The 17,757-nt window shown below is 67.4% G+C and carries 20 protein-coding genes and 1 pseudogene; 9 read left to right on the top strand and 12 right to left on the bottom strand.

All coding sequences use genetic code 11. The annotated features are described in order from the left end of the window. The 3 genes and pseudogenes from ACFHPP_RS27690 to vapC form a co-directional block, all read left to right on the top strand. Positions 1-271 (top strand): annotated as a pseudogene (locus tag ACFHPP_RS27690) (hypothetical protein); the annotation flags it as partial. A 111-nt stretch (positions 272-382) separates the two neighbouring features. Next, entirely contained in the window at positions 383-604 is a 222-nt protein-coding gene (vapB, locus tag ACFHPP_RS27695) for a type II toxin-antitoxin system VapB family antitoxin (protein ID WP_437166474.1), read from the top strand. Next, the gene (vapC, locus tag ACFHPP_RS27700) at positions 604-1,017 is read left to right on the top strand and encodes a type II toxin-antitoxin system tRNA(fMet)-specific endonuclease VapC (protein ID WP_437166475.1); all 414 of its coding nucleotides are present in this window, start codon (positions 604-606) and stop codon (positions 1,015-1,017) included. Before vapB ends, vapC begins: the two co-directional genes overlap by 1 nt. Before the next feature lie 54 nt (positions 1,018-1,071). On the opposite strand, the gene ACFHPP_RS27705 is transcribed toward vapC, so the two are convergent. The 4 genes from ACFHPP_RS27705 to ACFHPP_RS27720 all read right to left on the bottom strand — a co-directional run bounded on the left by ACFHPP_RS27705 (position 1,072) and on the right by ACFHPP_RS27720 (position 4,598). Next, a complete protein-coding gene (locus ACFHPP_RS27705) occupies positions 1,072-1,542 on the bottom strand; it encodes a response regulator (RefSeq protein WP_437166476.1) in 471 nt (156 codons plus the stop codon). Positions 1,543-1,577: 35 nt separating this feature from the next. Beyond that, a complete protein-coding gene (locus tag ACFHPP_RS27710) occupies positions 1,578-2,648 on the bottom strand; it encodes a sensor histidine kinase (protein ID WP_437166477.1) in 1,071 nt (356 codons plus the stop codon). Position 2,649: 1 nt separating this feature from the next. Further along, positions 2,650-3,213, bottom strand: coding sequence for a methanogen output domain 1-containing protein (locus ACFHPP_RS27715; protein ID WP_437166478.1), 564 nt, complete (start codon positions 3,211-3,213; stop codon positions 2,650-2,652). Between the two features lie 263 nt (positions 3,214-3,476). Continuing rightward, positions 3,477-4,598 carry a sensor histidine kinase gene (locus ACFHPP_RS27720; protein WP_437166479.1) on the bottom strand — a complete coding sequence of 374 codons (1,122 nt, stop codon included), beginning with the start codon at positions 4,596-4,598 and terminating at the stop codon, positions 3,477-3,479. 144 nt (positions 4,599-4,742) lie between these two features. On the opposite strand from ACFHPP_RS27720, the gene ACFHPP_RS27725 reads away from it, so the two are divergent. The 6 genes from ACFHPP_RS27725 to ACFHPP_RS27750 all read left to right on the top strand — a co-directional run bounded on the left by ACFHPP_RS27725 (position 4,743) and on the right by ACFHPP_RS27750 (position 9,449). Next, a complete protein-coding gene (locus ACFHPP_RS27725; protein WP_437166480.1) occupies positions 4,743-5,639 on the top strand; it encodes a hypothetical protein in 897 nt (298 codons plus the stop codon). Then, positions 5,636-5,944: a CopG family ribbon-helix-helix protein gene (locus ACFHPP_RS27730; RefSeq protein WP_437166481.1), complete on the top strand. Its 309-nt coding sequence runs from the start codon at positions 5,636-5,638 to the stop codon at positions 5,942-5,944. The genes ACFHPP_RS27725 and ACFHPP_RS27730 overlap by 4 nt, the downstream gene beginning before the upstream one ends. Next, the gene (locus tag ACFHPP_RS27735) at positions 5,941-6,267 is read left to right on the top strand and encodes a type II toxin-antitoxin system RelE/ParE family toxin (RefSeq protein WP_437166482.1); all 327 of its coding nucleotides are present in this window, start codon (positions 5,941-5,943) and stop codon (positions 6,265-6,267) included. Before ACFHPP_RS27730 ends, ACFHPP_RS27735 begins: the two co-directional genes overlap by 4 nt. An 868-nt stretch (positions 6,268-7,135) precedes the next feature. Further along, positions 7,136-8,185: a DUF2491 family protein gene (locus ACFHPP_RS27740; protein ID WP_437166483.1), complete on the top strand. Its 1,050-nt coding sequence runs from the start codon at positions 7,136-7,138 to the stop codon at positions 8,183-8,185. Between the two features lie 13 nt (positions 8,186-8,198). Continuing rightward, positions 8,199-8,612, top strand: a complete 414-nt coding sequence (locus ACFHPP_RS27745) for a DUF350 domain-containing protein (RefSeq protein ID WP_437166484.1) — start codon at positions 8,199-8,201, stop codon at positions 8,610-8,612. A gap of 24 nt (positions 8,613-8,636) precedes the next feature. Continuing rightward, the gene (locus ACFHPP_RS27750; RefSeq protein WP_437166485.1) at positions 8,637-9,449 is read left to right on the top strand and encodes a hypothetical protein; all 813 of its coding nucleotides are present in this window, start codon (positions 8,637-8,639) and stop codon (positions 9,447-9,449) included. Between the two features lie 375 nt (positions 9,450-9,824). On the opposite strand, the gene ACFHPP_RS27755 is transcribed toward ACFHPP_RS27750, so the two are convergent. From ACFHPP_RS27755 to ACFHPP_RS27790, 8 genes are all read right to left on the bottom strand, one after another. After that, positions 9,825-10,271: a hypothetical protein gene (locus ACFHPP_RS27755; protein ID WP_437166486.1), complete on the bottom strand. Its 447-nt coding sequence runs from the start codon at positions 10,269-10,271 to the stop codon at positions 9,825-9,827. Positions 10,272-10,421: 150 nt separating this feature from the next. Beyond that, positions 10,422-12,038, bottom strand: a complete 1,617-nt coding sequence (locus ACFHPP_RS27760) for an alpha/beta fold hydrolase (protein WP_437166487.1) — start codon at positions 12,036-12,038, stop codon at positions 10,422-10,424. A 375-nt stretch (positions 12,039-12,413) separates the two neighbouring features. Continuing rightward, positions 12,414-13,430, bottom strand: coding sequence for a CNNM domain-containing protein (locus ACFHPP_RS27765; RefSeq protein ID WP_437166488.1), 1,017 nt, complete (start codon positions 13,428-13,430; stop codon positions 12,414-12,416). Next, positions 13,427-14,803: a hemolysin family protein gene (locus tag ACFHPP_RS27770; RefSeq protein WP_437166489.1), complete on the bottom strand. Its 1,377-nt coding sequence runs from the start codon at positions 14,801-14,803 to the stop codon at positions 13,427-13,429. Before ACFHPP_RS27770 ends, ACFHPP_RS27765 begins: the two co-directional genes overlap by 4 nt. After that, positions 14,800-15,057 carry a hypothetical protein gene (locus ACFHPP_RS27775; protein ID WP_437166490.1) on the bottom strand — a complete coding sequence of 86 codons (258 nt, stop codon included), beginning with the start codon at positions 15,055-15,057 and terminating at the stop codon, positions 14,800-14,802. The genes ACFHPP_RS27770 and ACFHPP_RS27775 overlap by 4 nt, the downstream gene beginning before the upstream one ends. Positions 15,058-15,077: 20 nt before the next feature. After that, positions 15,078-15,695, bottom strand: a complete 618-nt coding sequence (locus ACFHPP_RS27780) for a DedA family protein (protein ID WP_437166491.1) — start codon at positions 15,693-15,695, stop codon at positions 15,078-15,080. 56 nt (positions 15,696-15,751) lie between these two features. Continuing rightward, positions 15,752-16,522, bottom strand: coding sequence for an anti-sigma factor family protein (locus ACFHPP_RS27785; protein ID WP_437166492.1), 771 nt, complete (start codon positions 16,520-16,522; stop codon positions 15,752-15,754). Beyond that, positions 16,509-17,102: a sigma-70 family RNA polymerase sigma factor gene (locus ACFHPP_RS27790; RefSeq protein ID WP_437166493.1), complete on the bottom strand. Its 594-nt coding sequence runs from the start codon at positions 17,100-17,102 to the stop codon at positions 16,509-16,511. The genes ACFHPP_RS27785 and ACFHPP_RS27790 overlap by 14 nt, the downstream gene beginning before the upstream one ends. Positions 17,103-17,757: the final 655 nt, after the last annotated feature.

Consider the following 17,757-nt stretch of genomic DNA (forward strand, 5'->3'; position numbering starts at 1 on the left):
GGGGCGTGGCCGCGGCCGGCCGCGGCTGGTCCCGCTGGAGGTCGAAGCCGCACCGCCCAGCGGGCCGATCGCGGCCTATGAGCCGGTCGCACGCGCGGCCTTTGACTACAGCGACCTCGACGCCGCCCTGCGCGAGACCGAGGCGGCGATGCGCCGCACCCGCCATACCCTCGACCAGCTGGCCGGCGGCGGCTGGACGCCGCAACCTGGCGACAGGGACGCGCCGGAGGCGGAGCCGCCGGCAGAAGACGCTGACGATGCCGGCGCGTGATCGAGCATCGGGATCCCTGCGCCCCGGGCTGCCCGGGGAAGACTGTCATCGTGTCGCTGGCACGCAGGCCGCCGATAGGATATACATGCGGGATATCCCTCCGGTGACGCCATGACCCGCACCACCCTGTTCCAGAGCAACCGCACCCAGGCCGTGCGCCTGCCCAAGGACGTCGCCTTTCCGGCTGGCGTGCGCGAGGTGGCGATCCTCCGCGACGGCGCGCGCCGGGTGATCGTGCCCGCCGCCGCCATCTGGGACGACTTCTTTGCCAGCGAGGGCGTCGACCTCGGCGCGCGGGCGCAGCCGGCGCACCAGGTGCGCGAGCCGTTCTGATGCTGCGCAACATGCTCGACACCAACCTGTGCATCCGCCTGCTGCGCGACCGGCCGCAGGGCCTGCGGCCGCGCTTCAACGCGGAGGCCGAGACGCTCTGCATCTCCACCATCACCCTGGCGGAGCTGCTGCACGGGGCGGCGAAATCGGCGCGGCCGGCGGAGAACCGCCGGGTCGTGGACGGTCTCGCCGCGCGACTTGCGGTCCTCGCCTTCGACGAGGACGCCGCGGCGCATGCCGGCGAGATCCATGCCGAGCTCGAGCGGCGCGGGCAGGTTATCGGCCCCTACGACATCCTCATCGCCGGCCATGCCCGCAGCCGCGGCCTCGTGGTGATCACCGGCAACCTTGGTGAGTTCCAGCGCGTGGACGGCTTGCGCGCCGAGGACTGGCTCGCCACTGCATCGCGTTGAGTGGGCAGTTGAAATCGTCCGCTGCTCGAAGCGAAGGAGCCGTTCCAGAAGATCCTAGATACCGCAACGCACCCTGGCGATCGCCTTGGTCACGGCCAGGACCACTTCGCTTCCTGTGTAGGGCTTCGTGAGCCAGCCAAGTGGTGAGGCGGCTTCGTCACCACGGGCTCTGGTGGCACCATCTGAATGGGCCGTGGCGAACAGGCTGCGAATGCCGAGCCGGTTGCGAATCTCAGCCGCCGCCTCGATGCCGTCACGGGGGCCAGCCAGCCTGATGTCCATCAGGACAACGTCCGGCCTCTCTGCCTCGGCCATCCTGGTCGCCTCCTCAGCCGTCGTCGCAATGCCAACGACCGTGAAACCGACGCTGCTCAAGGCGTCTTCGATGTCGAGCGCGACGAAGTACTCGTCCTCCACGATGAGAACACGGCCGCGGGATGAGAGAGTGCTGGCGCCCTCTCGACCATCCTCCTGCGCGCGCACCGCCTGGCTGGGTACGACGGAGAACGGTCTCGGCTGGAACAAGCCCGGAGCGGTCCTGGTAAGGCCGGACGAAGCTCTCACGAGGGCGAGGCCGTCAAGATGGCTGCCGCTCCGCGCCGGCTCCTAAATTGGACTGCGCAGCGCGCGCCTCCCACCCGACCTGGGACCACCGAAAAGGCCCCGCCGATCTGACGTGTCAGGCCACGGACCAAGCCGAGTCCAGATGCACGTCGGCCAGGCTCAGCCGCCGCGTCAAAGCCTGGTCCCTCGTCCTCAACCCAGACCTCGATGTTCGCATCTACCGCCGCAAGGCCGAGTTGGACCTTCCCCGGTGTTCCGTCTGCCCGAATGCCGTGCTTCAGGGCATTGGTCAGAAGTTCGTTGAGGATCAGCGCAAGCGGCACAGCCGTATCGTTCGGGACTTCCACGGGTTCGGCTTCCACGGCAAGACGATCGGATGCCCCGCCTGCCTGCATGACCATCATGCCGATCCGCGTGAGGTACGCATCGCCAGCCACCCCAGTAAGGTTGTCACCCCGATAGAGCATCTGGTGCACGGCGCCAACGGCGGAGAGGCGTCGGCCGGCTTCTTCCAGCACCCTGGCCGCATCCGGGGCGTGAGTTTCACGCCGTGCGGCGGAGAGCATGCCCGCCAGCATGTGGATATTGTTCTTCACACGGTGATGCAGTTCCCGCAGCATGACGTCGCGGTCCTGAAGCGCCTCCTCGAGCAGGGCTTGAGTACGACGCCGCCGACGAACCTCCTCATTCAGGTCGCGCACCTTCTGCGCCAGCACGGAGAAGCGCTCGTCACCCTTGGAAAGCCGCAGCAGCACGCGGGCTGGCACCCCAACCCGTCCATGCTCCAGCAGCCCTCCGCTGCATCGGAAGCGGGTTGTCCGGCCGTCTGCCTCCCGCAGATCCATCGCCCCCGGCAAGGGGCTCTGCGAGCCGGAGCAGCGAACAAGATAGGATCTGAGATCCGATGCCGCGTCGAGGTTGGGGCTGAGGCCGACCAGGTCACCAGTGACGGCAACCTCCGATCCAAGGCGAGCTTGTGCTGCGCGATTGGCAAAGGCGATGCGGCCATCGGTGCCGACCACTAGGGCTGGCTCGGGAAGCACGTCCAGGACGTTCGCGACCGGCATATCACCCAGCATCGTCGCGGCGGAAGTACTCGCGGATGCCCGGCTCGGCGCTCGCGCCAGGGCGAAGTTGGATGACCACGCGGCATCCGGAGTGGCCCTCTGCGATTGTCTCCTCGAGGGAGATCCCCGCGTAGCCAAGGTTTTGCGCTGCAATTGACCCGAACACATTCGAGGTCATCATGCAGAGCGAAGGCCTGCCCAGTACCATCTCCCCGAAGGGGCAGGCACGGTTGCCCAGGACGATGCGATCCTCCGCCTCCTCGACAACAAAGAAGTCACCCCGAATGCGATGCTTGAGATCCACCAGCACCGCCGAGACCTGCTCGCGCGAAAGGTGCTCCACCGCCAGGACCTGCCGGTACTCCTTGTCGATGTACTCGCCCATGGCGGCGCCGACGACGCTGATGTAGCCGGACGCCTCTTCCAGACCCACCACGTCCTGAAGCGTACCTGCAAGCTCACGCAGGAGAAGCCGGAGGAACCGGTCTCGCTCAAGGCCAATCCCCTCCATCCCACCTGTGGACGCTACTGCTGCACTCAAGGCTGTCTCCAGAATGCTTTGCATGATGAGGGATGAGACGCCGTCATTACGACTGGTGTGCTGAGGTGACAAGCAGAAGACCGGCGCGGGGGATGCAAGCCTAAAAACTCTGCGGCATAAGCAGACCTCTTGGAGGACGCACCGGCGGCATCAGAGATTGCTCATCGGGCTTCTGAAACCCGACCGCAAAACACCGGAACCTGGGAGTGGTCCAATAACGCAAATGTGCTGGATCACGGCGGATGCGCTGCGGCCAAGTATTGGGGGGGAGCGATGTGGTGCGACACTTAACGCGCAACGCGTATGGGATGCCCTTCGGCAACTTCCGGTGCCGCATCCGCGCGCGTGAAGCGGATGGTCACCTGAAGGCCACTCCCGGGAGAGGATCTGACCTCCAGCCGTGCCCCGGCATTGTGTCGGAGCGACCGCACAATCAGCGATCCGAGCCGCCCGGAGGTGGGCCAACTCGTTCCAGGCGGCAAGCCGATCCCATCGTCGGCGATGAAGACCCGGCAGCCCTCAGCATCGACCAGGCTGTGCAGCGTGATCGTGCCGCCGGCGCGACCGACAAAGGCGTGCTTCAGCGAATTTGTCAGCACCTCATTTACAACCAGTCCCGCCGGCATTGCCACGTTGATCGAGACCGGCCAGGTGTCAACCTTGAGGTCGAGCCGGATGCCTTCCACTGCATGGGCCTGCATGACGGCAGAGGCGATCTGGCTGAGATAAATCCCGAGATCAACGCTCTCGCCTGTCTTATCGGGCGAGAGTGAGCGGTAGAGCAGCGCCAGCGCGCTGACCCGGCCAGCCAAACGGCTGAAGGATTCGCCCGTTTCATCATCCGGCGCATTGCGACTTTCCATCCGTATCAGCGCGGTGATCATTTGAAGGTTGTTCTTCACACGATGCTGCAGTTCGCGCAGCAAAAGGTCCTTCTCCTGAACGCGCTTTTCGGATGCATCGAGATTGGTCCGGCTGCGTGGGTTGGTCGCGGCCAGCGCCACCAGCCGGAAAAGGGCGGCGCCCTCCTCGTCGTGGATGATGTTCGACCAGGCATCGAGGGTAGTTCCGTCCTCTCCCACATCCGGCACCATGCGGAAGGTGCCGATGTGGTCTTCGCCCGACATGATCGCATCGCAGAGCTGGCGGTCATCGCCTGTGGCGCTGGCGATGGCCTTCAAATCGCTCCAGGGGCGACCCAGCAGCTCGTCCGGGCGCTGACGAGAGAGCCGTTCAAACTCGAGGTTGGCGTAGGTGACGCGCTCCCGCGGTTGCAGCTCTGCCACGGCAATCGCAAAGGGGATGTTGTCGAGGAACTGCTTGAACCGATCGCTGTCGAGCGCTGCGGCAAGATTCGGACTGTCAAGCAGGTCGGTCAGCGGCCGCGTCTTGTCGTCATCGGTCGTCATGCGAGAGCCCTTCGAGAGGCGGGCAAGGTCTTTGCCGGAAGTATGAGCCGAACTGGTTAGGCGCGGAAGGCCGAGCAAAATCCGACTGGCAAGCCATCTCCCAAATGCCCATGGGGAAGCGCAGCTTACAAGCCACCTGTCGAGGTGGCGGGCGAGCAAGTGGGTGGGGCGGCGCTGCAGCAGGATACCGCGATCGGCGTCGCCCTGCCGGACGCGGCCACGGCCGCCCGGCGCTGGCTAGAGACCGGCGTCGCCCGGGCCCCTTTGGGTGCCGCCCTGGTGCGCCATTGGACCAGCACCGGCCTGCTACGGGCGCCACTGCCGATCACCGCCGGTCGCGCGCTGTGCGCCGAGGTCGACTGGGATTGGCGGACCTGGATCCCGGTGTTCCTGCACGCCTCCGCCGAGGAGGCCGAGGCCGCCCTGGCCCTGCTCGCCGAGCTCGAGCGCGGCTGGACCCAGGTCCGCCACGCCACAGCCGGCCACCGCCGCGCCTCGCGCACCCTCGCCGCCGTCGACCTGCTGGCCGCGCTGCCGCTGCTCTCCGCCACCTCCCTCGCCCGGGCCCTCGGGATCTCGATCAAGAGCGCGGCACGATCCTCGACGCCCTGGTCCGCGACGGCGTCGCCGTCGAGGTCACCGGCCGCGCCGCCCGTCGCCTGTTCGGCCTGGCGCCGCTCGCCGCCGCCGTGGCGCCGCCGCGCCGGCCTGAGCCCGGACGCGGCCGCGGCCGGCTACGCCAAGTCCCGGTCGCGGCCGAGCCGCCCGCGCCGCCGGCGGGGCCGATCGCGTCGCTGCACCCGGCCGCACGCGCGGCCTTCTACAACGACCTCGACGCCGCCCTGCGCGAGACCGAGGCGGCGATGCGCCGCACCCGCCATACCCTCGACCAGCTCGCCGGCGGCGGGTGGCCGCAGGCTGGAGGCGGGCAGGAGGCGGAGCGGTCGGCAGAGAGGACGCTGGCTGAGTGCTTGCGTGACGAGGCGCCGGCGGCGCGGCGTTGCTAGCCTCAAAGCAGACACCAGGGCGCGCCATCATTGAACTTCCGCTATATGATCGTGTATTACGATGGCATATGGGAGATGGCGATGGCCGAACAGGAAACTGCGGTGCCGGTGACTGTCAGGATGCCGCTTGATCGGCGGGACGCTCTCGACGGGCTGGCGCGAACGCTGCACCGCGACCGCAGCTACCTCGTGAACGAGGCTGTTGCGCAGTATATCGAGGCGCAGGAAGGGTGGGCCGCCCATCTCCGCGAAGGCCTGCGCCAGGCCGATGCCGGCGAGATTGCGTCCGTCGAGACGGTGGCGCACGCCTTCGCCTCACGGACCAGCCGCCGTCGTTGATCGCCATCGACTTCACGCTGCTGGCAATCGAAGACGTTCGGCGCGCGCGCGAGGCCATTGTCGAGGGGCACCCCTTTGGGCACGAGGCCGGCGAGATCCTCGCTGACGAGGTGGCGGCGCGACTGGCTCGCGCGATCGAGGGGCTGAGCGAGTTCCCGCGCATTGGGCATGCCGGAGTGGTGCCGGGCGTCCTCGAGATCGTGGTGCCCGGGCCGACCCGACATCTGACCTTCATCGTGGGCTATCGGCTGCGCGGCGATCGCATCACGGTGCTTGGCATCACCTGGGGCGGCCGCACCTTTGGCGCGCTTGGGCGGCGTTGAAGCTCGGCAAGCCGGGGCGGACCGTCCGCCGGCAGGCGAGGAGCGCTGCACTCAGACCTTAGGACACTGATCCACCGCGTGGCTGGCGCACAAGCCGGGGTGCGCGGACGATTCGCACCGGCGCGATGGTTGCGGCCAGACGCTCTGTCCTCGGTCCGATCCTCTTTGCGCCGCGGGTGGGGCCGTGGAACGCCGGACAGGCTTTACCGTTTGACCTCCGCAGCCTTCAAGGCCGCCCCTGCCAGGCTTAAAGACTGGAGATCTTATGCCGCTGCGCCTGCGCGCGAGCTTGTTGGGCGTCCTACTACTCGCATCCAGCCCCGCCTGGCCTCCCACCACCTCGCCAACCATGATCAGCTGGGCCGGGGAGGCGCTGGCCCAGCCTCGGTCGAGCGGCGGCTATTCGCGCCCCTCCTCCCGCGGCCTCGGCTCGTCCCGAAGCTATGGCCGCACGCCTTCCTACAGGGGCCCCGTCGTCGTACCGCGGACGCCCTCAACCAGCGGCGGTTATGGACGGCCCAGCGTACCTTCAGGCAGCTATACGCGGCGGCCTTCGACCCAGGCCCCGCCAGGTGGTTCGGCCTGGGACCGCGGCTATTCGCAAAGACAATCAGCGGAAGCTCTGGACCGCATGCGCCGGCAGCAGGCCCCGCCGGCGCCACAGCCCGGACCGACGGCCGGCCCCCGAGCCAGCCCGGGAGCGCCGTCCAGCGTAGATTCCAGTTGGTGGCGGCGCGGCGGAACCCTGGGCGGCGGCGCGCCGGTCGGCCGCAATGGCGGATGGTATCGCGACCGGGGCTGGTCGCCGGGGGGGCTCCCGGGCCTGGGGTCCAGCCTTGGGCAGCGCAGTTTCGGGCTGTGGGACGGCGTGTTCCTGGCCTTCCTGCTGAACAACCTGTCACGGCCCGGTGCCACGGACTTCTTCCACAACCACCGCGACGATGCCGGCACTCGCGAATTCCGCGCCGAGGCGGCGCGGCAGGCGCAGCAGGATCCGGCGCTGCGCCAGCGCCTCGATGAGCTCGACCGCCGGCTGGCGGAGCGGCAGGACCAGCCGCGCGACCCGAGCTACCTGCCACCGGACGTGCCGCCGGATGTGGCGCTGGCCCCGCGCGATGATGCCCGCACCCCGACCATCAGCGTAGCAGAGGAGGCTGGCGGCTTTGGATTGATCCTGCCGGTGATCCTGGTAGGTGGCGGCCTGTTGCTGTTCCGCATGCGCCGGCAGCGCGCGGCTCAGCCGGCACCGGATCCTGCGGGCACGATCCCACGCACTGGCTCCGCTAGACCGCCTGCGCCTGCAGGCCGCGGCGGTGACTTCAGCGCGGCGCCCAGCTTCCGGGTCGGCATGACCGTGACCTGCGACCCGACGCCCTTCCTGCTGGCCGGCGACACGCTGAAGGTGCCGCCACCGACCGTCGGCCGCACCAGCATCGAGGCGGTGGGACGCATTCGCGAGGGCCAGGAGGAGCTGACGCGGCTCTATTTGCCCGGCCAGCGCAGCTTCTTTCAGATCTACGTGGACGCGTCCGGCACGGTCCAGGACTGCCGCTACTTCGCCATCATCGACGAGGTGGTGCCCGCGGACGAGGCCGAATGGGCCCTGTGGCTCGCGCCGCAGGAGGGCATGATCGGCTGGCCCGAATTCCAGATCAAGGACGGCAAGACCTATGCCCGCCACTGGGCACCGGGCGCCGGCCCGGTCGAGCCGCGGGCGATGCCGGAGGCGATCGAGGAGTTGGGCGGCACGCGCCAGCGTCAGGCCCAGGCCATGCTCTACGCCGCGCCGACCGGCGCCGCGGCGCCGGCCCCGCAGGCCGAATACATCCTGGTCGTAGCGGTGGAGGAAGCAGGCCGCGCCTGGGTCGAGATCCGCGCCGGCATCGACATCAACCCGACCTCGCTTGCCCTCGCCTGAAGGAGTCCCGGCATTGGACAACATCTTCGAAACGCTCTCGGTGGGACTGCCGGTCCTGGTGGCGCAGCTTGGCGTCACGCTGGCGCTGCTGGGCGCTGGCATCGGCGCCTACATGGCTTTGACACCCTTTCACGAGATGCGACTGGTGCAGCAGGGCAACGTCGCGGGCGGCGTGGTGCTGGCCGGCGCGCTGGTCGCGCTTTCCATCCCGCTGGCGGCAACGCTGGCGACCAGCCTCGTCACCCTCGACATCCTGCTGTGGGGGGGCATCGCGGTGGTCGTGCAGCTGCTCGCCTTCCTGCTCACCGCGGCGCTGCTGCGCGACCTGCGGCGGATGATCGACGCTGGCAACCTAGCGGCCGGATGCGTCGTCGCCGCCATCCAGATCGCCGTGGCGCTGATCAACGCCGGCGCGATGGCTGGCTGATAGTTATTTCCAGGAGATACCGACATGCTCGCATTCATCCATAACCTGCTTGGCGTGAAGTCTGACCAGGCCGTGCAGGGTGCCGTGGAGGCGCTGGTCCGCTGGGACCCGAAGGCGGCGACGGAGGCCGAGCTGCGCACCATGGAGCAGCATCTCGACCGGCTTGGCCGCCAGGTGGCGGAGGCGCGGCAGGCCTATGAGCGCGAGCAGCGCGAGGCCGATGCCATGCTGCGCTTGTCCGAACAACGCATGGCGGCGGCGGAGCAGTTGCAGACGCGCGCGCAGGGTGAGGCGGATCCAGCGCGCAAGGCAGAACTGGAGCGTAGCTTGGCTACGTTGGTCGCCATGCTGGAGCAGATGGCGCCCGACCTGGATCGGGAGAAGCAGGACGCCGCGGATGCCAACGACTTCCTGCGGACGCTGGAGGATGCCTATGCGCAGGCCGGCCAGAAACTGAAATCCGCGCGCGACGCGCTGAGCCGCGCGCAGCGCGACATGGGCCGCGCAGAACAGCAGCGTGACGTGGCGGAACGCCGGGCCGAAGCAGCGCGGGAGGCCGCGGGCCTATCAAGCGCGACAAGCGGGCTGTCCGTGGCGCTGAAGGCAATGCAGGACAACGCGGCCCGCAATCTGGCCGAGGCCGAAGCTGCCAATGCCAAGGCGAAGCTGCTGCAGCCATCTCGCCCGGAGCAGGAGGACCGCAACATCGCGGAGGCCATGCAGGCTGCGTCCGGCGCCGGGGCGGTGCCCACCACCCTGGGCGATCGTCTGGCCGCGCTTCGGCAGCGGCAGGTGGGAGCTCCAGCACGGCAGCTGGAGGGGCCGCAGAGCACCTGATGCTGGGAGCGGGCTTCAGGTGAACCGGGACCAACATGCGCTGCACCCGCCGCGGCACGCCGGCATCAGGGAGATGCGTCCCGCGAGCAGCCCCTACACCGTTTGCCGCTGGCGCGGCAGCGGATTGGCAGAAGCGTTGGGCCGCGAGCTCCGCAGTTTTTCGGCGCCTTATGCAGAACATGCGTGGGCATAATATCAGAAGGTAGATCGCCGAAGGCTGCAGGCTTCGCCGCTATGGCGCGTGTAGCGCCACCAGCGCGTCGCCGCCCTGCGTTTGCACCAGAAAGGGATTGATCTCGATGCTCTCGATCTCCGTCTGCGCCGCAGTCTCAAGTATCCGAAGCCGCTTGGAGGCGCTGCGCCGCCAGGGCAGATTCAAGACCGTCGTGACAAGGCCAAAGCGTAGGTGCAGTTCCAGCTCCGCAACTCGCCGGTAAAGCGTGCTCCCTCGAAGCGGCCGGTCAGAGTTGCAGGCCCACCCATAGCCCCGCTCAGCGTAAGGGCGCCACCTTTGTATAGCCTGCCGCGAAGTACGGCGACCCCGCCCGCCATCGAGGCGTGCTCGCCGACAATGACGAGATCCGACAGCGCGGCAAGCGACGCGCATTCGCCGTTGCGTCCCTCAAAGGCGGGCGTCGCCACACCAGCATAGCGGCCGTCCAGTGCCGGGACGGATGCGGGCGACACGATTGTGGAGAGCCGCACCACACTGGTCGCAGCAGCTGCGCACAGGGCAAGGACAAGTCCCAGTCGGATGACAGTCCGACCTGGCCAGATCGCCGGCTTGGTGGCGCCGAATGCGGTGAGAGTGGAGATGTGCATCGTGAGGCTCCCGATCCTGCGTCGCGACGCATCAGCTCCGCGTCCACGTCAAAACCTAAAGAGAAGCGCGGGGGGAGGCGTCACCCATCCGGACCGGGGCGCACATCACCCGGTAAGCACACCGCCCGGTAAGCACACCGCCCGGCAGGATCATGCAAGTCCAGCGCGGGCAGCCAGCGCGGCTGCAGCGGCGCGCGAGGGCAGACCGAGCTTCAGCAGAACATTGCCAGCCTGCCGTTTCACCGTGTTCTCGCTGACGCCGAGGTTCGCGGCGATGGCTGGGTTGCTCAGCCCTTGCGCCATCAATCGCAGCACCTCGCGCTCGCGTGGGCTCAGCTCCGACAAGCCGGCCGGAGTAGCATTGTTGGCCAGCACTTGAGGTGGGGTTGCCTCGATCTTGGCACGGGCCGCCGCTTGATCATCGGCGGCGAGAGCCAACATGGGCAGCCTCACGCCGCCGGCCTCGGGCCCGAGCGGTAGGCGCGCCTGCCGCTCCCGGAAGCGCAGGCCGGACCCCGCCACCAGATCGCGCACCGTGCCCGAGACCAGCACCTCGCCCGGTGCGGCGAGGGCGGCAATACGCAGCGCGACATGTAGCGCCAAGCCGCCGGTCGCACCGTCGGCCGACAGGGCGGCGCCGACCTCGCCGACATGCAGCCCGCAGCGCAGCTCACGACCGAGCACTCGGTGCCCGGTCTCCCGCAGGGCGGCGGCACAGCGCACCGCCCGCGCCGGCCCGTCGAAGGCGGCGAGCACCGCTCCGTCGGCCCGGGAGGATGCGCCCGGGCGCGCGGCGAACCGGCCCAGGATGGCCATAGCCTCGCTGCGGAAGACGTCCAGCTTTGCGCACCACGCCGCGTCGCCGAGCGCTGCTGCCTCGCGCTCGGCGTCACTGACCTCTGCCGCCAAAACGGTGGCCAGCGCACGACCCGTAATGGGTCCGGCGGCGGGGCGCTCGCCTGTGACGAAGGCCTCGATCTCATCGGCGATAGGGTCCACCTCGCCCATCCAGATCGGGTGGGCATCGCCTGGAACGGTGATGAGGTGTGCGCCAGGAATGGATGCGGCGAGGACCGGCCCTGCCTCGGCGCCGATCCAGCTGTCCCCGGCGCGGTTGAGCACCAGGGTCGGCACCTGGATCGTTGGCAGGATCGCGCGGATATCGATTGAAGAATTCATACGCACGAGCTGCTGCGCCATGCGCGGGCTTGCCCCGAGCCGCTCGTGCCGTGCCCACCAAGCGCGCAGCACCGGGTCGGACTGGTGTGCCGGGTCGAAGCGGCGGAGCATGAGCCCGGTGCCCCATTCGGCCTCGATGTCCGCCAGGAACGCTGCGGTCTTCTCCGGCCCAGCCACGTAGGCCGAGAACGAAGGGTAAGCGCCATAGAGTACCAGCCCACGTGTGCGGTCGGGATAGGTGGCGGCAAAGAGCGCCGCCATCGCGCCACCCTCGGAGGCGCCAAGGAGCACCGCGCGTGATGAACCGGCCGCGTCCATTACGGCCCGCACATCGTCCATGCGCTGCTCCAGGGTCGGAGGCTCAAGCACCGGGTCGGACAGGCCGGTTCCGCGCTTGTCGAAAAGGATTAGGCGGGAGAACGCCGCTAGCCGTGAAAGTAGGCGCGCGTAGCCGGGATCCTCCCACTGGAGGTCGAGGTTGTTGATGAAGCCAGGGACGTAGACGAGATCGAGCGATCCCTGGCCAACGACCTGATAGGCCAGATGGACGTCGCCGCTTCTCGCGTAGCGCGTTTCCGATCGCGGCATGGAACAGCATCCTCCCTGCCAAAGCCTGCTCCGGTGCCAAGAACACAGCAAGCTTGATCGAACGGTCTACATATCCCGTGGGTCTTCTCGCCGACGCCGGCCAGCAGACGCGCCTAGCTAGCACCCGATGCGGGTCAGCCGCACCAGGAGCAGGTCATCTTGCCGCGATCCCCACGCGCTTGTCCCATACCGTCTCCACCGCGAACGGGCGCGTTGCGGCCAACAGCGCGAGATCAGCCGAAGAGGATGACCTGCGCATCCTCCGGCAGACCGTATAGCCACGCCCTCAGGACGATTTGCCAGCGAAGCCAAAGACGCACTGCATGTCGGTCCTCGTGCCTGCTGGACGCGCGACTCGTTTCAGATGAGCGCCGACTACGCCGCCGCCTCCGCCCTAAGCAAGCGCTTCAAGATGTCGGCAAGCGTCACGATTCCTCGCACCTTGCCATCCTCCATCACGACAGCGAGCTGCACGCTTGCCGCGCGCATACGAGCGAGCGCTTCGTAGACGGGCGTCTGCGCCTCAAGCATGAAAGCCGGTCGGGCCGTCTCCATCGCGCGCTGGGCATCAGGCTGCAGCAAAGTGTCCCGCACATGCACCACCGACGGCGGCGCACCGTCGGCGCCAAGCATCAGGATGCGCATGTGCCCCGACTGCAACGCGATGGCGCGCACCTCGGCCACTGTCGCACTCGGCATCACCTGCGTCGGTGCAACATCAGTTGCCACCAAGGCGTCGACCCGCAAGGTACCGAGATCGATGAGCCCCGAGATCCGTTGCTCGACCTGCGGCTCAAGCGTGCCCACCTTCGCCGAGTGCTCGACCAACTGTCGAATGGTTGCGATGTCCTGGCCTCCAACGGCAGCACTTTCGACCGGCTCGACGCCGGCTGCCTTCACGACGCGGTTTGCCAAGTTGTTCACCCAGCTCAACACCGGGCGCAGCAGCCAGATGTAGGCGCGCGAGGTGATGCCGATGGCGAGGGCGGACTTTTCAGGGTGCGCGATTGCCCAGGATTTGGGCGCCATCTCCCCGATCACCAGATGAAGGAAGGTCGCGATGAACAGCGAGAAGGCGAAGGCGCTACCGCCGGCAGCCCAATCAGGCATTCCCCAAGCGAGGAACACTGGGCCCAGCCAGGCGTCGAAGGCCGGCTTCGTCACCGCACCAAGGCCGAAGGTGCACACGGTGATGCCCAGCTGAGCTCCCGCGAGCATCAACGTCAGGTCGTTCATGCCGCGCAGCGCGGCTCGAGCCGAGCGGCTGGTGACGGCAAGCTCCTCAAGGCGGTTTCGACGCGCACCAAGAAGAGCGAACTCGACGATGACGAAGTAGGCGCTCAGCGCAATCAGCGCGATGGTCACCAACGTGACAATCAGCGGGTCGCTCATGCGTTGTCCCCTCGCGCCGGCACCACGACCAGTCTCACACGCACCTCGCTAGGGACGTGGCGCTCAACGCGCAGCACGTCGACCTCCAGTCGGCGCCGCACCGGGTTGTCGGCAACCACCTCGGCCGGATCAATGGGCAGATCGACGGTCACGGTGTCGCCCTCAACCGGCAATGCGCCGAGTTCGGAAATAATCATGCCGGCAACTGTTTCAACGTCGCCGCGCGGCAGCCCGTAGCCGATGGCGCGCTCGACCTCATCAAGGTGCACCTCGCCGTCCATCAGCCATACGCCGTCCCCGTCCTGTACGACTGGGCCGCCGACCTCAACGTCATGCTCGTCGGTGATCTCGCCAACGATTTCCATGGCAAGATCCTCGAGCGTGAGCACCCCGGCAAAGCCGCCATACTCATCGATGACGCAGGCAAGCTGGTTGTTGGTGCCGACCAGTTGCGTGAGGGCGTCGGGCAAAAGCATCAGTGTCGGCATTACCGAGGGCGGTCTCATCACCGATGCGACCAGCTCTCTGGCGTCTCCCGCGGCTAGGCGCGGTAGCACGTCGGCCAGATGCACGACGCCGACAGGAGTGTCGTCATCGTCGATCACCGGGTAGCGCGTGTGTGCGCGTGCCATGAGCGTGCGCAACTCCTCAAGCGTCGTCCCGGGGGTTACCCAATCGACCTGCGATCGCGGCACCATCGCGTGCTCAACGTCGCGCTGCGGAAAGTCGAGGATACGGTCCATCATCAGCGAGAGTTCGAGCGGCAGATCTCCACTGTCGCGTGAGTCGGCGATGATGCGCGGTAGGTCATCTGCCGAGGCGCTCACGTCGAGGTCGTGAATGGGCTCGATACGCAGTGCCCGCAGCAACAGGTTGGCGGACTTGTCATAGAACGCGATGAGCCAACCGAAGGTCTTAAGGTAGATAAGGGTCGAGCTGGCTAGCTTGCGCGCAAGCGGCTCAGGACTGGCGATGGCAAGGTTTTTCGGGAAAAGCTCTCCGAAAATCATCTGAATGATCGTGGCCACCACCAGGGCCAACACCGTTCCGACGGCGACCCCCGCTTCGAATGGAACGCCCACGCCGCCCAGCAGCACACCGAGCGACCTGCCGACGAACGGCTCGGCAACAAATCCCACCAGCAGGCCAGTGACGGTAATGCCAAGCTGAGCACCCGACAGCATGAAGCTTGTACGCTTCGTGACCTCCAGCGCGCGTTTTGCCGACGCGTCGCCCTCGGCGGCCCGCGCGGCGAGCCGCGTGCGGTTGACCGCCATGTAGGCGAATTCCTGTGCGACGAAGTAGCCGTTAACGGCAATGATCACGAGGATCATGAAGATGCCGAGCAGCAGAACGATTACGGACTCGATCACGGCACCACCGCCTGTAATGTGCGTAACCCATGAGGTGGTCGCCTTGGCCGATGGTCCATGACGGTTTCGATGTCCTTCAAGTGCAGATGGTTTGTAAGCGCGACGAAGCCGTTTGCGCCGTCAAGATAGCCCTTCGGAACATCCATATCGGCGCTTCCTAGGATCAGTGTCAGGCTTTCGCCACCTGCTCCAGCACAATGGGGCGCCGAAGCCGAGCTCGCAGTGGCCCTGTCGATCCAGCCAAACTCGAACATGGACTATCTGTTGCGGTAGTTTATCGGGCGGTGCGCCGGCGTAGCTGGCGCAGTCCGAACCAGCCGGCGGCGCTGATCAGCAGCAGCGCGCCACCGATCAGAAGCGGGTGGTCAGTGGCCGCCATTTCCTCCGCCCCGCGGGCGGCGGCATAGCCGGGCAACAGCATGGCCGGCGCCCACACGATGGCGGATGCGATATTGGCCGACTGGAAATGCCGTTCCCGCATGCGTGCAACCCCAGCGATCAGAGGTGCGACGGCTCGTACTGGGCCAAGAAAGCGCCCGAAGAACACCGCCGCCCAACCCCAACGGCGGAACAGGAGCAGCGCGCGGGCGTAAGCCCGGCGTTGGCTTCGTGGCAGCCAGCGGCGCACGACGCGCAGACCGACTGCCCGGGAAACCCAGAAGCCCACTGCGTCGCCAGCGATCGCGCCTGCGATGGCGGCGATTAGCACCGGTACAGGCTCCAGTGTTCCGGCGCCAAGCAGTGCCCCGATGGCGAGCAGCAGGGCCGTTGCCGGTACCAGGATGCTGATGCCGGGCAGTGACTCCAGGAAAGTGATGACGAAGATGGCCACCGGCGCCCAGCCCGCACCGGCGCGGATCCATCCCTCGAAGGTGGCGACGAGCGCGTCCATCACGCGCGCCAGTCATGGCGAAACTCATTCATGACGTCTCTACTGTCTCCCTCAGATCAGCCAAGGCTGCCGGCCAGCGCACGGGCTGCCTGCTCGAGCTCGTCGAACGCCGCGGCGCCAGTCAGCGCGTAGGCAAGGTGGCCGGCGCGCCAGTAGGCGACGCGCTCCTCACCGATCTGGACGACAATTGGGGCAGCGTGGTGTGCGTGTTCCGTTCGGACAGCGAACAGGGAGAGCGTGCCAAGGTACGCCGTTCGAACCGACATCTCGACGCTTGGGCCGTGGCGGGACGGAAAGACCTGCACATCGAGCACCTGCCAGCCGCGCGGCAAGTCCGGCGTGACGATTCCGGTCGCCAAGCGGATCTCCTCCGCGTCGTAATCCGGCACCTCAATTTGCGAGCGCATCCGGGCGCGGAGCAGGGCCGTGCGGTGCGACCGCACGGCATCCTCGGCATAAGCGGGGGGCGGTGAGGACGCCACGCTCTCCGACACGCCGAGTGGGCCGACCTGGGCGTGCAGGAACCACCCGGCCGCAACGAGAGCCACTGCCGCCGCCACGGGACGGAACCGCCAGCCGAGCCGGGCGGCGATGAGCCCGCGCTGCAGCCTGCTTGCGACCCCAAGGGTCATCGCTGCCGGATCCGGTAGCGATGCGCCGAGAGTGAGGCGCAACGTGTCGCGCGTCCTGAGATCGGCCATGACCTGTGCAGCAGCCTCGGGATGGGCGGCCAAATATCCCTCCACCTCGATGCGCCGGGGCATGTCGAGCTGGTCGTCGACATAGGCGTGGAGGTCGAACTCTGAGATGGGGTCAGGCGTCGTCATGGGATCCTCCCACGATGCGCAGTCGTGGCCGCCAGGCCGGTGGCCCCCCGCTACCCGCAGTCGTTGTCCCGGGGGCGGCCGGCTCCTCTGCCTCGATTGCCCGAAGGGTGGCCCGTGCACGGCCCAGTCGAGACATCAGCGTGCCGAGGGGGATGTCGAGAATGGTGGCGGCCTCGCCGTAGGGGACGCCCTCAACGGCCACCAGGTGCAGTGCCGCGCGCTGCTCGTCCGGGAGGGCGGCGAAGGCGCGATGAAGCTGGCCGAGGCGGACTGCCGCCTCGGGTCCGAGGCCGGGGTTCTGCGACGGGGCGAGGGTAGCGACCTCCTCGAGACGGCGCCGCTCCGCCTGCCGGCTCCGCCAGCCGCCAACGAAGCCGTTGTGAAGGATCGCAAGAAGCCATGGGCGTAGGTCGGCTCCAGGTCGGAAGCCGGCCCGGTTCTCATAGGCGCGGATCAGGGCATCGTGGACGAGGTCCTCCGCCGCCACCTCGTCGCGGGTGAGCGAGCGCGCATAGCGTCGCAGCGCCCCGAGCTGGGCAACCACGTCGAAGCCAATCCAGCCGGAACTCTTTTGCCTCATCACCCCACATACGCCGCCGCACAGCATTCTAATCCCAGGCTGTGCCGATTTTTTTTCCGCTACTCAGCCGCAGCGTTACGCTACCTCCGCCGCCTCCTCACCTGGCCGATCCGCCTTCTCGTGTTCCTGCTCAGCCGCATCCCGATCAGCGGACCGAAGGCTCCAGCGCCCTCAACACAGCGCGCGACGCGCTGAAGCCGCGTTCTTCGAAAGCGGGAGATGGGACGCCGGGTCCCTCTGCCCCCCGCTGCGCCCGACCCAGTTCATCGATCAACGCAAGTAAGCGCGCGCTCTGCGGCTATGGGAGGGAGAAGTGGCCCAGCTGCGTCCTGGGATGTTCATCAATTCATTCTACGTAGACGATGACAGATCCCGAAGTGCCGCCATTCCGGTACAACCCGGCAAAGTCCGCGCACCTGCTCGGTGTCATCTGAAGTGGTCGTACCCGATACACTGCCGGTGGCACTCTGAGGTGTCGCGACGAGCGGAGGAAGGGGGGCCACTTCACCTCCGGCTCTTGGCGGATTAGCAGGCGCAGCGATCCCCTGTCCGATTGCAGCGCCTGTGGTGCTGATCGTGCCAACCAGCACATAGACAGCAAGACGTATCGCCATCGATCTTCTCCACAGTCTTGTGGCTCGAAGAGGCTGTTTAG

Source organism: Falsiroseomonas sp. E2-1-a20, assembly GCF_051433195.1.
Classification (GTDB): domain Bacteria; phylum Pseudomonadota; class Alphaproteobacteria; order Acetobacterales; family Acetobacteraceae; genus Falsiroseomonas.